The 14779-nt window shown below is 48.7% G+C and carries 12 protein-coding genes; 7 read left to right on the forward strand and 5 right to left on the reverse strand.

From position 1 onward, the window contains the following. Positions 1-4: 4 nt before the first annotated feature. A complete protein-coding gene (gene aceE, locus ABD980_RS10405; RefSeq protein ID WP_300647275.1) occupies positions 5-2710 on the reverse strand; it encodes a pyruvate dehydrogenase (acetyl-transferring), homodimeric type in 2706 nt (901 codons plus the stop codon). A 265-nt stretch (positions 2711-2975) separates the two neighbouring features. On the opposite strand from aceE, the gene ABD980_RS10410 reads away from it, so the two are divergent. From ABD980_RS10410 to ABD980_RS10430, 5 genes are read left to right on the forward strand one after another with little or no spacing between them, the layout of a single operon-like run. Next, the gene (locus tag ABD980_RS10410; RefSeq protein ID WP_260648686.1) at positions 2976-4733 is read left to right on the forward strand and encodes a PAS domain-containing sensor histidine kinase; all 1758 of its coding nucleotides are present in this window, start codon (positions 2976-2978) and stop codon (positions 4731-4733) included. Continuing rightward, positions 4730-5353, forward strand: a complete 624-nt coding sequence (locus ABD980_RS10415) for a response regulator transcription factor (RefSeq protein ID WP_260648685.1) — start codon at positions 4730-4732, stop codon at positions 5351-5353. The genes ABD980_RS10410 and ABD980_RS10415 overlap by 4 nt, the downstream gene beginning before the upstream one ends. A 1-nt stretch (position 5354) precedes the next feature. After that, positions 5355-6212, forward strand: a complete 858-nt coding sequence (gene folD, locus ABD980_RS10420) for a bifunctional methylenetetrahydrofolate dehydrogenase/methenyltetrahydrofolate cyclohydrolase FolD (protein ID WP_345371551.1) — start codon at positions 5355-5357, stop codon at positions 6210-6212. A gap of 14 nt (positions 6213-6226) precedes the next feature. After that, the gene (locus ABD980_RS10425; RefSeq protein WP_345371553.1) at positions 6227-8296 is read left to right on the forward strand and encodes a M3 family metallopeptidase; all 2070 of its coding nucleotides are present in this window, start codon (positions 6227-6229) and stop codon (positions 8294-8296) included. A 15-nt stretch (positions 8297-8311) separates the two neighbouring features. Continuing rightward, a complete protein-coding gene (locus ABD980_RS10430) occupies positions 8312-8902 on the forward strand; it encodes an SCO family protein (RefSeq protein WP_300647278.1) in 591 nt (196 codons plus the stop codon). A gap of 55 nt (positions 8903-8957) precedes the next feature. Here the strand turns inward: ABD980_RS10430 and ABD980_RS10435 are convergent, their stop codons facing one another. Both ABD980_RS10435 and ABD980_RS10440 read right to left on the reverse strand, forming a co-directional pair. Next, entirely contained in the window at positions 8958-10340 is a 1383-nt protein-coding gene (locus tag ABD980_RS10435) for a dihydrolipoyl dehydrogenase (RefSeq protein WP_300647279.1), read from the reverse strand. Between the two features lie 90 nt (positions 10341-10430). After that, complete coding sequence (locus tag ABD980_RS10440; RefSeq protein ID WP_345371556.1) at positions 10431-10634, reverse strand: heavy-metal-associated domain-containing protein; 204 nt, start codon at positions 10632-10634, stop codon at positions 10431-10433. Positions 10635-10790: 156 nt separating this feature from the next. On the opposite strand from ABD980_RS10440, the gene ABD980_RS10445 reads away from it, so the two are divergent. Beyond that, the gene (locus ABD980_RS10445) at positions 10791-13058 is read left to right on the forward strand and encodes a heavy metal translocating P-type ATPase (protein WP_345371558.1); all 2268 of its coding nucleotides are present in this window, start codon (positions 10791-10793) and stop codon (positions 13056-13058) included. Then, a complete protein-coding gene (cueR, locus tag ABD980_RS10450) occupies positions 13055-13468 on the forward strand; it encodes a Cu(I)-responsive transcriptional regulator (protein WP_260648679.1) in 414 nt (137 codons plus the stop codon). The genes ABD980_RS10445 and cueR overlap by 4 nt, the downstream gene beginning before the upstream one ends. Here the strand turns inward: cueR and ABD980_RS10455 are convergent. Both ABD980_RS10455 and ABD980_RS10460 read right to left on the reverse strand, forming a co-directional pair. Then, complete coding sequence (locus ABD980_RS10455; protein WP_377536243.1) at positions 13465-14046, reverse strand: nitroreductase family protein; 582 nt, start codon at positions 14044-14046, stop codon at positions 13465-13467. The genes cueR and ABD980_RS10455 overlap by 4 nt on opposite strands. Positions 14047-14052: 6 nt before the next feature. Beyond that, positions 14053-14778: a pyridoxine 5'-phosphate synthase gene (locus ABD980_RS10460; protein WP_300647284.1), complete on the reverse strand. Its 726-nt coding sequence runs from the start codon at positions 14776-14778 to the stop codon at positions 14053-14055. Position 14779 lies beyond the last annotated feature (1 nt).

A 14779-nucleotide genomic window follows, 5' to 3' on the forward strand; every position in this document is an offset into this window, starting at 1 on the left:
CTCTTTAAACGTGATGAGGATTGGGTTTATTTGGGTTAATCCCGTATTTATCAATGGCCTCAACCACTTTATCCATACTGATTTTGCCTTCGTCTGCTAAAGCGCGTAAAGCACTCAACACCACAAAGTAGCGATCGACCTCAAAGTGAGAACGTAGCTTGGCACGGAAATCCGAGCGACCATAACCATCGGTTCCCAATACACGATACGCTCGGTTTTGCGGAATAAACGCACGAATCTGATCGGCAAAAGCTTTGATATAGTCGGTAGATGCCACAATAGGCCCTTCGGTTTGCTCAAGCTGAGCAGTTACATAGGGCTTAGGCGGTTGGGTATCACGCGGGTGTAGTAGCGCATAACGCTCGCAATCCAAGCCATCGCGGCGCAGCTCTGTAAAGCTAGTAACACTCCACACATCCGAGCCAATCCCCCAGTCTTTTTCAAGCAAGTCTTGCGCAGCAATAACCTCACGCAAAATCGTGCCCGACCCCAGCAGCTGTACGCGGTGTTCGCCGTCCACAGACTTGAACTTATACATGCCGCGCAAAATGCCTTCTTCATCACCCGCTTTTAAACCTGGCTGGGCATAGTTCTCATTCATCAAGGTGATGTAGTAATACACATCCTCTTGTTTTTCCACCATGCGGTATAAACCATCACGGATGATAACGGCTACCTCATGAGCAAAAGTAGGATCATAAGACACGCAATTGGGAATAACAGAAGACTGAATATGGCTATGTCCGTCTTCGTGCTGTAAACCCTCTCCGTTCAATGTGGTACGACCGGCCGTCCCTCCAAGCACAAAACCACGTGCCTGCATATCACCGGCCGCCCATGCCAAGTCACCAAAACGCTGGAAACCAAACATGGAATAGTAAATAAAGAACGGGATCATGATGCGGTTATTGCTGGAATAGGAAGTAGCCGCCGCAATCCAAGAGCTAAACGCACCAAGCTCATTAATCCCTTCTTGCAGAAGCTGACCGTTTTCCGCTTCGCGGTAGTACATCACCTGGTCTTTATCCACCGGGGTGTATTTTTGCCCTTCAGGAGCATAAATTCCAATCTGGCGGAATAAACCTTCCATCCCAAAAGTACGCGACTCATCCGCCAAAATGGGCACAACGCGTGGTCCCAATTGTTTATCACGTAATAACTGATTTAATACGCGCACAAAAGCTTGTGTAGTGGAAATCTCACGCCCTTCGGCCGTTGGCTCAAGCACCGCTTTAAAAGTATCTAGGCTAGGCGCAGGCAAATGCTCATCGGCTTTTACACGACGTTTTGGTAAGTATCCCCCTAAGGCCTGACGATGTTCATGCAAATACCGCATTTCAGGCGAGTCTTCGGCGGGTTTAAAGTAAGGAACCTCTTCGAGGCGCTCATCAGGGATTGGGATATTAAAGCGATCACGGAACTCACGTAAGGACTCAACATCCAAGCTTTTTTGTTGATGCGTGGGGTTTTTCGCTTGCCCCACATGCCCCATCCCATAACCTTTAATAGTTTTAGCAAGAATTACCGTAGGCTGGCCTTCGTGTTTAACGGCAGAATCAAACGCGGCATACACCTTATATGGATCATGACCGCCACGATTTAATCGCCAAATATCCTCGTCACTCATGCGACTGACCATCTCAAGCAGCTTGGGATGCTTACCAAAGAAATGTTCGCGCACATAAGCGCCATCATTGGCTTTATAGGCCTGATATTCGCCATCGATGGTGTCTTCCATCACCTGACGTAAAATGCCCTCTTTGTCACGCGCTAATAAAGGATCCCAGTACCCGCCCCAGATCAGCTTGATGACGTTCCAACCACCCCCACGGAATACACCCTCTAGTTCTTGGATGATTTTGCCGTTACCACGTACGGGGCCGTCCAAGCGCTGCAGGTTACAGTTAACCACAAAAATCAGGTTATCCAGTTTTTCTCTTGCCGCTAAGCCAATCGCACCTAAAGATTCTGGCTCATCCATTTCGCCATCGCCCAAAAACACCCATACTTTGCGGCCAGAGGTGTCAGCAATCCCACGAGCGTGTAGGTATTTTAAAAATCGGGCTTGATAAATACCCATCAGTGGCCCTAAACCCATTGATACAGTTGGGAACTGCCAAAAATCAGGCATAAGCTTAGGGTGAGGATAAGAAGAAAGCCCTTTGCCATCGACCTCTTGACGGAAATTATCGAGCTGCTCCTCGGTCAACCGACCCTCTAGGTAAGCTCGCGCATACATGCCAGGAGAGGTATGGCCCTGAAAGTAAACCAGATCCCCGCCTCGACCATCGCTATCGGCTTTCCAGAAATGGTTTTGACCACACTCGATCATGGTCGCCAACGAAGCAAAAGAGGCAATATGACCACCTAAACCACCACCATCTGGAGGCGTTTCTTGGTTGGCTTTAACTACCATTGCCATCGCATTCCAGCGAATGTAGGAACGGATACGCTCCTCTAGGACAGGATCCCCTGGATATTTGGGTTCTAAACCTACAGGAATCGTATTAACGTAAGCCGTATAAGGAGAGAAAGGAATACGTGACCCAGAACGACGCGCTACGTCAGTCAAGCGCTCAATTAAATAGTGGGCTCGAGCCGGACCTTCGCGGTCCAATACGGCTTCTAGAGCCTCTAGCCATTCTTGGGTTTCTAAGGCTTCATCATTATCTACGTGAGCCGAATTATATACTTGATCAAGAGAGGACATAGGGCGTGTCTCCGGTGAATGAATATGAAGTCCGCTCTGACAAAGTTCTGGCATTATTATTCGCGTCTCAAACACTGTCAGATGGCACGAACCGCAAACATAAAAAACGATTTGTTCTTATGCTTGACCTATTCTAGGAAAGAAAAGCAAATGGCTCAAGCAAAATTTCATTTTATGGTAATAGATTTCATATTGCGAAAAGCAACCCATAGCAATACCATAGCATTCACGCTTACAATATTGCTTGGTCTTTTTTATTACTGCTATGGCTAATCACTCTAAAAAGTCTCTCATCCCCTCTACTTTCTACGAGCAAGCACGCCACAACCGGCGCGGCTTTTATTGGCTTACACCGGTTATCGTATTAGTCTTGTATTTATGCGTGATGGGGGCGTTTTTTTGGTTGCAACGGCTGCAACATGACAGTGTCATGTTCATCACCATCGACCAAGAAATCCGACAACAACGCCTGCTTTTGGTGGTGGTTGCCCTGTCGCTGGTGATTATTTTCAGCCTATTAGCTTTATGGCGCTACACGCGTTTTCGCTCCCATGCCGAGGCCGCACTCATCGCAGAAACAGGCTTTAGACGCGCCATGGAAAACTCCATGTCAACGGGGATGCGCGTTTTTGACATGTATGGGCGTATAGCCTACGTCAACCCAGCTTTCTGCCGCATGATTGGCTGGAATGAGGCCGATTTAATCGGACGCACAGCCCCTTTCCCTTATTGGTTACCTGGGCGTCATCAACAACATCAGGAAATTCTCGACCTACTCATGTCGGGTCGCACACCAAGTAGTGGCCTAGAGGTCGAAGCGCAACGGCGTGACGGTTCACGCTTTACTGCCCGCATGTACGTGTCACCTTTACGCGATCCAAATGGCGAGCAAATCGGCTGGATGACCTCCATGACCGATATTACTGAGCCTAAACGGATTCGCGAAGCTCTCACCGCCGCACATGAGCGCTTTATGACCGTCCTAGAGGGCTTGGATGATGCGATTTCTGTTGTAGCAGATACACCCGAAGGCCTAGAGCTGCTTTTTGCTAACCGTACTTACCGTCGTATTTTCGGCGCTCAACCCAATGGGCATGCTGAGCTTATGGGGGGGCGATTAGGACGCTTTACCGATGAAACCGTCGAAACTTTTTCCTTATCCGCTCAGCGTTGGTTTGAGGTCCACCACCGAATGCTAGCTTGGACGGACGGCCGACGGGTACGGCTACAAGTGGCTCGCGATATTACTGAGCGGCGCCAACACGAAGAAGCGTCTCGCATTCAACAAGAAAAAGTCCAGCTCACCAGTCGTCTTACTACCATGGGAGAAATGGCATCCTCTCTGGCTCATGAGTTAAACCAGCCCCTAACGGCGATTAGCAATTACAGCATGGGGGCAGTGGCTATGGTAAAATCAGGGCGATACAATCCGGAAACATTAATTGACGCGCTCGAAAAAGCAGCTGCCCAGGCAGAGCGCGCAGGTAAAATCATTAGTCGCATTCGCGAATTTGTAAAACGCAGTGAACCTCGTCGTCAACAGGTTCCATTAGCTCAAATTCTTGATAATGCGGTGGCTTTTGCTGATATTGATGCCCGCAAACGGCAAATTAAAATTGAAGTCAGCTTACCTACCCCCATTCCGGATGTATTAGCGGATCCCATTTTAATTGAACAGGTGTTATTAAACCTGCTCAAAAATGGGGTCGAGGCGATGGAAAATAGTGATTATCCTATTTTGCACGTCTACGTTACCCCACTCGAAGGTAACTTACTTGAAATCGCTGTCGTCGATAGAGGCTATGGTCTAAAAGACCCTGAGCGTTTATTTGAGCCTTTTTACAGCACAAAAAACGAAGGTTTAGGCATGGGCTTAAATATCTGTCGTACTATTATCGAATCCCATCATGGGCGTCTCTGGGCCACAGATAATCCAGATGGCGGTACGATTTTCCGTTTTACTCTGCCCTGTGCCCACCCCTCACAAAACACAACCACGCATTCCGAGGAGATTCAAGCATGAGTAGTACCCAAATGTCTTGCACTGTATTTATCGTAGATGATGACGAAGCCGTGCGTGACTCGCTCCGTTGGCTACTTGAAGCCAATGGTTATCGCGTCAAATGTTTTGCGGCGGCCGAAGAGTTTTTACAGCACTACGATGCCGAGCAAGTTGGCGTACTCATTGTCGATGTGCGTATGCCCGGCATGAGTGGTTTAGAGCTTCAAGAAGCGCTCATCGCCCGCAAAGCGCCTTTACCCATGGTCTTTATCACCGGACACGGTGATGTCCCAATGGCAGTCAGCACCATGAAAAAAGGGGCTGTGGATTTCTTAGAAAAGCCTTTTAACGAGGCTGATCTACGGGCTATTGTGGCGCGCATGATTGACCAAGCCATTGAGCTTGCCGATCAAGCCGCTCAGCAGCGTAATCACGAGCAAGTCTTATCCCGTTTAACCGCACGTGAGCAACAAGTTCTTGAGCGTATTGTAGCTGGCCGCCTGAATAAACAAATCGCAGGCGATCTTAATATCAGTATTAAAACCGTAGAGGCGCACCGCGCCAATATTATGGAAAAACTGGAAGTCACCACGGTGGCCGATTTAATGAAAATTGCTTTAGCAAAAACCGGAGAAAACTAAAATGAGTTCTAGCAGTGCGCGCCCTATCGATGGCAAAGCATTAGCACAGCGTGTACGTGCCGAAGTCGCACAACGTGTTGAAAAACTAAAAACCCAAGGGATCACCCCGGGCCTAACCGTTGTGCTCGTCGGCGAAGATCCTGCCTCACAAGTCTATGTGCGCAATAAGGCCCTAGCTTGTGAAAAAGCAGGCATGAAATCCGATGTGATCCGCCTTCCTGCCACGACCTCTCAGGCCGAACTGCTAGCGCTTATTGACCAGCTCAATCAAGACCCCACTGTGCATGGTATTTTGGTGCAGTTACCCCTCCCAGATTCCCTCGATGAACACGCTGTGATCGAGGCCATTGCCGCCACAAAGGACGTGGACGGTTTTCATATTAGCAATGCTGGACTCTTATTAACTGGCAAACCACTTTTCCGCCCTTGTACCCCTTACGGGGTCATGAAAATGCTCGAGGACGAACAGGTGAATCTGCGTGGTGCCGAAGCCGTGGTAATCGGTGCAAGCAATATCGTGGGTAAGCCCATGGCATTGATGCTACAAGCCGAAGGAGCAACGGTCACCATCTGTAACAGCAAAACCAAAGATCTTGCTGCTCACACCCGCCGTGCTGATGTACTGGTGGTCGCTGTAGGCCGCCCCCAAATGATCACCGGGGACATGGTTAAACCTGGCGCTATTGTTATTGACGTAGGCATTAACCGTCTCGAATCCGGCAAGCTAGTGGGCGATGTGGATTATGACTCTGTCGCTCAAGTCGCCAGTGCTGTTACCCCTGTGCCTGGTGGTGTTGGCCCCATGACCATTGCCATGCTGCTCGTCAACACCGTTGAAGCAGCCGAACGTCTTATTTAATTTTTACTACCATCATGATGACCAATCCTTTGCTTGCACCCATTACTGAACTCATTGATTATGCAGCGATTCAAGCTGATCATGTTGAGCCGGCGATCACTCAACTACTGCAACAAGCACGTCAAGCAGTAGAGCAGATCGCACAACAGTCAACACCGACATGGGAGAGCACTGTTCCTGCCTTACATCTCGCCACAGAACAATTGTGGCGTGCTTGGACCGTTGTAGGACACTTGGATTCGGTCATCAATAGCCCCGCTTTGCGCGATGCCAAAAACCAATGTTTGCCGCACATCACCGAGTTCTCTACATGGATGGGGCAGCACCAAGGCTTGTATCAGCAATACCTTGCACTATCGCAAAGCCCTGATTATGCCCATTACAATGCAGAGCAAAAGCGCACCATTGAGCTTGCTTTACGCGATTTCCGTTTAGGCGGGGTTGAGCTCCAAGGCCAAGCGCGTCAACGCTATGGCGAAATCACGGAGCAACAGGCGCTGGCCTCACAGCGTTTTTCTGAAAATGTGCTTGACAGCATGGATCAATGGGCCCTTTATATTACAGATGCCTCCCAGCTAGCTGGGATCCCAGCTGACGCCCAAGCCGCCTTTGCACAAGCCGCTGCAGCCGATGGCAAACCGGGCTGGAAAATCACTCTAAAAATGCCAAGCTACCTACCCGTCATGCAATATGCAGACAACCGCGAGCTACGGCAAACCCTCTACAAGGCCTATGCCACCATCGCTTCCGATCAAGCAGAAAACACCGATTTAGATAACTCTGACGTGATTGAGCAACTGCTACGATTACGTGCGGAAAAAGCCAAGTTACTCGGCTATGACAGTTTTGCTGATCTACGCCTAGAAACACGCATGGCAGATAATGCTCACCAAGTTATTGACTTTCTCAACGATTTAGCTCGACGCGCCCTTCCTTTTGCACAACGTGATCTAGAGCAGCTTAAAGCGCACGCACAACAACTGGGGATCGCGGATTTTCAACCTTGGGATGCGGCCTATGTTTCAGAAAAACTGCGTCAGTCACAATATAATTATTCCGAGGACGAGGTCAAACAATACTTTACCGAGCCCCAAGTCCTCAACGGCTTATTTGATGTCGCTCAGCGGCTCTTTGGTGTAGAGTTCAAGCCCGCTACTTTATCGGTTTGGCATCCCGATGTAAAAGCGTACGAAGTACATAATCAACATCAGCAAGCAATCGGCTATTTGTATATCGACTTATATGCACGCTCTGGTAAACAGGGGGGAGCATGGGTTAATAGTGAGCGTTCTCGCCGTTATCACCCAGATGGTCTTTATTTGCCTGTTACCTATTTGATATGCAATTTTAGTGCCCCTCAAGACAACAAGCCGGCTTTATTAACACACGATGATGTGATCACGCTTTTCCACGAAAGCGGTCATGCGCTACACAACCTATTATCCACCGTCGATGAGCCCGACGTTTCCGCCTTTGCTGCAGTGGAATGGGATGCCATTGAGCTTCCCTCTCAGTTTATGGAGAATTTCTGCTGGGAATACCCCGTACTTAAAACGCTTTCCGCACACGTGGATACGCAAGAACCGCTACCCTTAGCCCTCTATCAAAAACTTGTCGCCGCCAAAAACTTCCAAAGCGGTATGCAAATGGTGCGTCAAATTGAATTTGCCTTGTTCGATATGCTGATTCACCATCAATCCCGTGGGCTAACCATCCAAGAGGTCCTAGAAACCTTAGATCAGGTTCGCAACGAGGTAGCGGTAATTATTCCCCCAGCTTGGCATCGCTTCCCCCATGCCTTCTCACACTTATTTGCGGGGGGCTACGGAGCGGGTTATTACAGCTACAAATGGGCAGAGGTTCTCTCGGCCGATGCCTATGCGGCGTTTGAGGAAAATGCTACAACCACTGCTGATGGCAGCCGTGACACGCTGGATCCGGCTACCGGAGCACGGTTCCGCGATGAAATCCTAGCAGTCGGGGGGGTACGCCCGGCGGCACAAAGCTTTGTCGCTTTCCGCGGTCGCGAACCCTCGGCTGAAGCCTTATTACGCCATAGCGGACTCAGTGAAGACGCGGCTTAATCTCAAGGAGCAATCATGTCCAGCCCTCTTCGTTTATTATCCGTGATTCTGGCGCTGTGTATGCTGAGCTTAACCCAAATAAGTCTAGCTAGCTCACAGATTCACCCAGTACGGGGCTTTATGCCAGATCTTAAATTCACGTTAAATGCCGCCAACCAAACAGTCTTAACCGAAAAAGATATGCGCGGCAAAGTCGTACTGATGTTTTTCGGTTACGCTAATTGTCCCGACATTTGCCCAACTTCCATGGCGCAATTAGCGGATGTGATGGAAAAACTCGGTGATGACGCACAGCATGTACGCATTTTATTCGTTAGTGTCGACCCTCACCGTGACACACCCGATATGCTGCAAGAATACGTGGAAAATTTCGATGACCGTTATGCTATTGGGCTTACCGGCACAGAAAAACAAATCGCCGACCTGGCGCGTCGTTATCGGGTTGCCTATCAAATTGAAAAGCCTCGCTCCGCTAATCCCAATGACTACGAGGTATCACACAGTCGAGGCGTCTATTTTTTTGATGCCAAAGGCAAAGCACGTTATTTAGCCTCTGACTCCGAAGAAGTCGAAGCACTTGTAGAAAAAGTACGTGCCATCTTATAAATGCCCAGTAAAAAAGCTCAACAGACGTTGAGCTTTTTTGCGGTTAAAACACTTTTTACTCTACGCGCGCGCCGCGTAATGCTGTACGTAACCCCTCTTCCAACACGGGATGATAAAACGGCATCGCCAGCATTTGCTCAATGGTTAGCTCCATCTGCAAGCACCACGCTAATAAATGCGCCATATGCTCAGCAGCTGGCCCTAGCATCTCTGCTCCCAAAAAACGGCCATTTTCTTTATCCGCATACACGCGTAGACGCCCACAGTTTTTTAACATGACGCGTGCACGACCTTGATTCGCAAAATTGACCTCGCCAATCTGTGTTCGCGCTAAATCCAAATCCTTATAGGCGCAACCTACTTTCATAATCTGAGGGTCTGTAAAGACAATACCCATCGGCGCACGCCGTGCTACGGCAACTGGCGCTTGAGGCCAATGCGCCGCATTCATTCCTGACTGGTACCCGTCATCCGCCGCTTCGTGCAAAATAGGATGTTGATTATTGGCATCACCAGCAATAAAAATAGCTGTATTTTTGATTTGTAAGGTCTCCGTATCAAACAACGGCATCCCTTTCTCATCTAGCTCAGCCGATGTATTCTCTAAACCAAGCCCTTGCACATTGGGTATACGACCTGCTGCACTCAAAACAAAATCTGCTGTCACATGGTGTGTCTGGCCATTTTGTTCATAATGCACTACCACCTGATTATCTTTAAGCTCCGTAGCTGTTACCGTAGCATTCGCTTCTAGGGCAAACTCACAACAAAATGCTGCGCGCGCGGCTTCTCGTACCTCTGGATCTGTGATACCCCCTACCGTATCACTCCGATTCAGCAGGGTGGTTTTTACGCCTAAGCGGCTAAGAGCTTGGCCTAATTCTAAACCAATCACACCGGCCCCAACCACTACAATACGCTGGGGTAAATCCTCCCACTCAAACACATCATCATTAATCACCAGTCGGTCACCAGCGGCCAAAAGTGCTTTGGGAATAAAAGAAGTAGAACCCGTTGCTATCACAAAACTTTGGGCTTGAATTTGCGTGTGCTCATCTACTTGTACTGTTTGGTCATCCAAAAATTTAGCATAGCCTACGACCTTATCGTCCGCAGGAAACGCTTCTACATCACTTAACACAAAACTCACAAAGCGATCCCGTTCACTTTTAACCCGCTGCATCACCTGTTTGCCATCAATGCGCACCGTGCCATCCACATGGACACCAAAGGCAGACGTATGTTGCGCTTGGTGCGCCGCATCGGCCGCGGCAATTAATAGTTTAGAAGGCATACACCCCACCCGGGCACATGTTGTCCCAAAAGCCCCTCCTTCAACTAAAATGGCTTTTTTCCCTGCTCGGGTTGCCGCCCGATAAGCAGTCATTCCTGCTGTTCCAGCACCTATAATGACTACATCAGCCTGACGTTTTTGCATAAACGGTTCCTTTGTGATTAACAATGCATAAAATCAACGCAATCGAGCGGCAAAAACACCCTGCCGCTCTGGACGATACAAAAATCGCCCTTATGCTACGTTCGGGGTATAACCAGCCTCTTGTAGCAGCAGCAAAACCGCTGCCTCATCTAATTGCGTCGTCTCTACCGTCACCTGATGCGTCTGCGTGTCAGCATGAACCTGAGCATCAGCGTCCGCAGCCTGTACGGCTTGTGTGATCATTTTTACACAATGCCCACATGTCATATCGGGCACAATAAAAGTATGTTTCATCGCTTTTTTCCTACAAGTAAATCCATCGTGTAGTCCTTATGCTACCCAGCATAACATTTCACTACAACTACCCTATCATAATCTTCTCTTTATTATTTGACCTTCACCTAAGGTAAAGGTTCATACTAAAATAAAGCAAATCATATCGAGGTATCCATGACACAACAGGAAGGCGTCCAATTAGCGGTGCACGGCATGAATTGTGCCGCATGTGTACGGCACGTAGAAAATGCGCTGAAAGCAATCGAAGGCGTGGACCAAGCTTTTGTCAATTTAGCAACGGCCAAAGCCTATGTCACTCTGGCACCGCATGCCAGGGTTGCCCACACAACGCTCATTCAGGCTATTCAGAAAAAAGGCTTTGAAGCACAACTCTTAAATGAAAGTAATGAGCTCAACGCTCCAGCAGAAAATCAAAAAGCCCTCGCCAAAGAGGCCCAACAAAAAAAACAAGCGTTTCTCCTTGCGCTGATTCTAACCCTACCTGTTTTTATCAGTGATATGGGCAGCCATCTCATTGCCCCCTTTGCCCATTGGTTACACCAACAAATCTCACCTTATGCCCTTGGTCTCATGCAGGCCTCACTCGCCACACTGGTTATGGTAGTACCAGGACGTGATTTTTTTCTGCTTGGCTTCAACGCCTTGTGGCAGCGACAGCCTGATATGAATAGCTTAGTCGCCGTCGGTGCAGGCAGTGCTTGGCTTTATTCGATGGTGGCTTTATTTGCTCCCTTCCTCTTACCAGCAGGAGCCAACCATTTGTATTTTGAAGCGGCTGCGGTGGTAATCACTCTCATTTTGCTAGGTAAATACCTAGAAGCACGTGCCAAAGGTCAAACTGGTGAAGCCATCAATCAGCTTTTACGTCTACAGAGCCGCTTTGCCCGTGTATGGCGCCAAGAACAGTGGTTGGATTTACCAATTGATCAAATAATGATTGGTGATCGCATTTTAGTGCGCGCCGGAGAAACCATTCCTCTCGATGGTAAAATCCTCCAAGGCCAAAGCCATGTAAACGAAGCCATGATTACCGGTGAATCCATGCCCGTTTATAAAAGCACAGAGGATACCGTTATTGGCGGTACACTAAATGGCAATGGTCCTTTAGAAATTCACGTCACCCATCTGGCCAATCAATCTACCTTGGCCACGATTATCCGTATGGTGGAGTCAGCACAGGCCACTAAGCTACCTGTACAAAATCATGTTGATCGCATCACGGCTTGGTTTGTGCCCACTGTCCTCGCTATTGCCGGTGCTGTTTTTATCGGTTGGGCCATATGGGGGCCTGGTTTAAATTATGCGGTAGTCAATGCCGTTGCCGTTCTTATTGTTGCCTGCCCATGTGCGATGGGTTTAGCCGTGCCCACTTCTATTATGGTGGCTACAGGCCGTGCTGCTCAGCTCGGAGTACTCTTTAGACAGGGCGATGCGCTTCAACAATTAGCCTCTGTGCAGTTAATTGCTTTTGACAAAACAGGCACGCTCACTTTAGCTCAGCCGGTAGTTCAGGATCTATTTTTTAACGAGGGCATTGACGCGACACAGACGCTTAGCCATATTGCCTCCTTACAACAGCATTCTGAGCACCCCATCGCCACGGCCTTAGTCAATGCGGCTCAAGCTAAGTCCTTACCACTTTCTGCACCCAGCCAGTTTCACACCCATACAGGCTTGGGCGTTAGCGCCCAAGTCGAGCAACATCACTATTATCTTGGCTCGGCGGCCCTGATGGCGCAACAAGGCTTGCAACCCAGCGCTGCGCAAAAAAATCAATTTGAACAATTAGCCGAACAAGGGAAAACCGTCATTTATGTGGCGCGAGACCAAGATATTATTGGGGTCATCGCCATTATGGACGCCATCCGCCCCGAAGCTGCTGCTGCCATTCAGCAATTACATCAGCTAGGTATAAAAACGGCTATGATTACAGGCGACCATATCCTAACAGCGCATCATGTCGCCAATGCACTCAGCATCGATGTGGTGTATGCGCAAACCCAACCCGGCGATAAAGCGCAAATTATTAAACAGCTACAAGCCAATTATGGTACGGTAGCCTTTGTCGGCGATGGCATTAATGATGCACCCGCGCTCGCCCAAGCCGATGTTGGTATTGCAGTAGGCGCAGGTACAGATGTAGCAATCGAATCTGCTAACGTAGTTTTGCTGAATAATGATCTTGGCACCACCAGTGCCGCCGTACGGCTTTCTCAAGCTACCTTACGCAATATTAAACAAAATCTTTTTTGGGCGTTTGCTTACAATATTGCCCTTATTCCGCTAGCCGCGGGTTTGTTATTGTGGCTAACTGGCCACGTATTCTCCCCTGTCTATAGTGCATTAGCGATGGCATTTTCCAGTGTATTTGTTGTAACAAATGCACTGCGGTTAAAACGCCTTCGTGTCAATCCATCATGACCTATTACAGTATCCGTCAGGCCGCTGAGCACAGCGGGCTGACACCAAAGATGATTCGCGACTATGAGCAAAAAGGCTTGTTAGTCAATATACGCCGTAATGATGCTGGGTATCGCTTATATACCGAGCAGGATTTACATACATTATTTTTTATCGCCCATGCCCGTACTTTAGGATTTTCGCTAAAACAAATCGCTGAGTTAGTCGCTTTATGGCAAAACCCAACACGCAGCAGTGCAGATGTTAAAGCCTTAGCACAAAGCCATATACAAACCTTGGAGCAAAAAGCGCAACAATTGCATGAAATGGCAAACAGCTTACGCCAGCTTGTCCGCCAATGCCATGGTGATGAGCATCCCGACTGTCCAATATTAAAGGGCTTAGAAAAGCCCTTTAATTCCCTCGATTAAGCTAAGTCAGGCTCCCAGTCGGTAACATGGTCCGCTACCGCAGGACGCTCTTTTTGTGCTAGGGGTTCTTGTAATGAGCCAATCACAACAAAGCCCAAAAATTCATATTCTAAGGGGTCAAAACCTAAGGCTTCAGGCACGGCATCAGTATATGTTCCAATACCTGTGCTCCAAAATGCACCAAAACCCAAAGCATGCGCTGCGTTCAGAATATTCATCACAGCCGCCCCCGTAGCGAGCAAACGCTCATGTTGTGGGATACGATCATTACTATGATCCACATAGGAGCCCACCGCTAACACTAAAGGCGCGCGCCCTAACCACTCACGCATGTTTTTTTCTTTGTTTTCAGCTAATGGACGCCCCTCGTCTGCCATGGCTTTAACCGCCAAGTCAGCTAAATGCGCAATGTTTTCCCCTTGAATGCGCTTAAAGCGCCAGGGGCGCAAACGCCCATGATCAGGCGCACACATTGCCGTCGCAAGTATCTGCTGCAACTGCGCCTCATTCGGGCCAGGCCCCGTAATCGCTTTTGTGGAGTTACGAGATAATAATACAGAAATCACATCAGACATCATTAATCCTTAAGCTGCTGCAGTACGAATCAAGGCTTTCATATCACGCACGGCTTTTTCCCAACCATCAAAAACCGCTTGTGCCACAATTGCATGACCAATATTAAGCTCGGCAATACCAGGAATCGCCGCCACCGCTTGCACATTCTGATAATGCAAACCATGCCCCGCGTTTACGCGTAAGCCTAACGCTACGCCGTGTGCCGCTCCCACTCGGATACGGTCAAGTTCTTTGGCCGCACTATCAGGGCTAGCAGCATCAGCATACGCTCCTGTATGTAACTCAATCACTGTCGCCCCAGCACGTTGAGCCGCTTCAATTTGCTCTGTACACGCATCAATAAACAAAGAAACACGAATCCCATGATTCTGCAGTTTTTTTACTGCAGCTTGTACTGCCTCGTAATGTGTAATCACATCCAAACCGCCTTCTGTGGTGAGCTCATTACGTTTTTCCGGCACTAAACACACATCTTCCGGTTTGACCTCGCATGCGATATTCAGCATTTCCTCTGTGATCGCGCATTCTAAGTTCATGCGTGTACGAATCGCTTTACGCATTTTCCATACATCAGCGTCTTGAATATGACGTCGATCCTCTCGTAAATGAAGCGTAATCAGGTCAGCCCCGGCTTCTTCGGCACGCACTGCCGCTAAAATCGGATCAGGATAAGTAGTAAGTCGCTGCTGCCGTAAGGTTGCAACATGATCAATATTTACGCCAAGTTCAATCATG

Origin of the sequence: Paenalcaligenes hermetiae, assembly GCF_039543645.1 — a bacterium.
Classification (GTDB): Bacteria; Pseudomonadota; Gammaproteobacteria; order Burkholderiales; family Burkholderiaceae_B; genus Paenalcaligenes; species Paenalcaligenes hermetiae.

What these genes read in the sequence shown, in the direction of transcription:
- aceE (WP_300647275.1), bottom strand. Translation starts at nt 2,710, where the DNA reads ATGTCCTCTCTTGATCAAGTATATAATTCGGCTCACGTAGATAATGAT.
- ABD980_RS10410 (WP_260648686.1), top strand. Translation starts at nt 2,976, where the DNA reads ATGGCTAATCACTCTAAAAAGTCTCTCATCCCCTCTACTTTCTACGAG.
- ABD980_RS10415 (WP_260648685.1), top strand. Translation starts at nt 4,730, where the DNA reads ATGAGTAGTACCCAAATGTCTTGCACTGTATTTATCGTAGATGATGAC.
- folD (WP_345371551.1), top strand. Translation starts at nt 5,355, where the DNA reads ATGAGTTCTAGCAGTGCGCGCCCTATCGATGGCAAAGCATTAGCACAG.
- ABD980_RS10425 (WP_345371553.1), top strand. Translation starts at nt 6,227, where the DNA reads ATGATGACCAATCCTTTGCTTGCACCCATTACTGAACTCATTGATTAT.
- ABD980_RS10430 (WP_300647278.1), top strand. Translation starts at nt 8,312, where the DNA reads ATGTCCAGCCCTCTTCGTTTATTATCCGTGATTCTGGCGCTGTGTATG.
- ABD980_RS10435 (WP_300647279.1), bottom strand. Translation starts at nt 10,340, where the DNA reads ATGCAAAAACGTCAGGCTGATGTAGTCATTATAGGTGCTGGAACAGCA.
- ABD980_RS10440 (WP_345371556.1), bottom strand. Translation starts at nt 10,634, where the DNA reads ATGAAACATACTTTTATTGTGCCCGATATGACATGTGGGCATTGTGTA.
- ABD980_RS10445 (WP_345371558.1), top strand. Translation starts at nt 10,791, where the DNA reads ATGACACAACAGGAAGGCGTCCAATTAGCGGTGCACGGCATGAATTGT.
- cueR (WP_260648679.1), top strand. Translation starts at nt 13,055, where the DNA reads ATGACCTATTACAGTATCCGTCAGGCCGCTGAGCACAGCGGGCTGACA.
- ABD980_RS10455 (WP_377536243.1), bottom strand. Translation starts at nt 14,046, where the DNA reads ATGATGTCTGATGTGATTTCTGTATTATTATCTCGTAACTCCACAAAA.
- ABD980_RS10460 (WP_300647284.1), bottom strand. Translation starts at nt 14,778, where the DNA reads ATGATTGAACTTGGCGTAAATATTGATCATGTTGCAACCTTACGGCAG.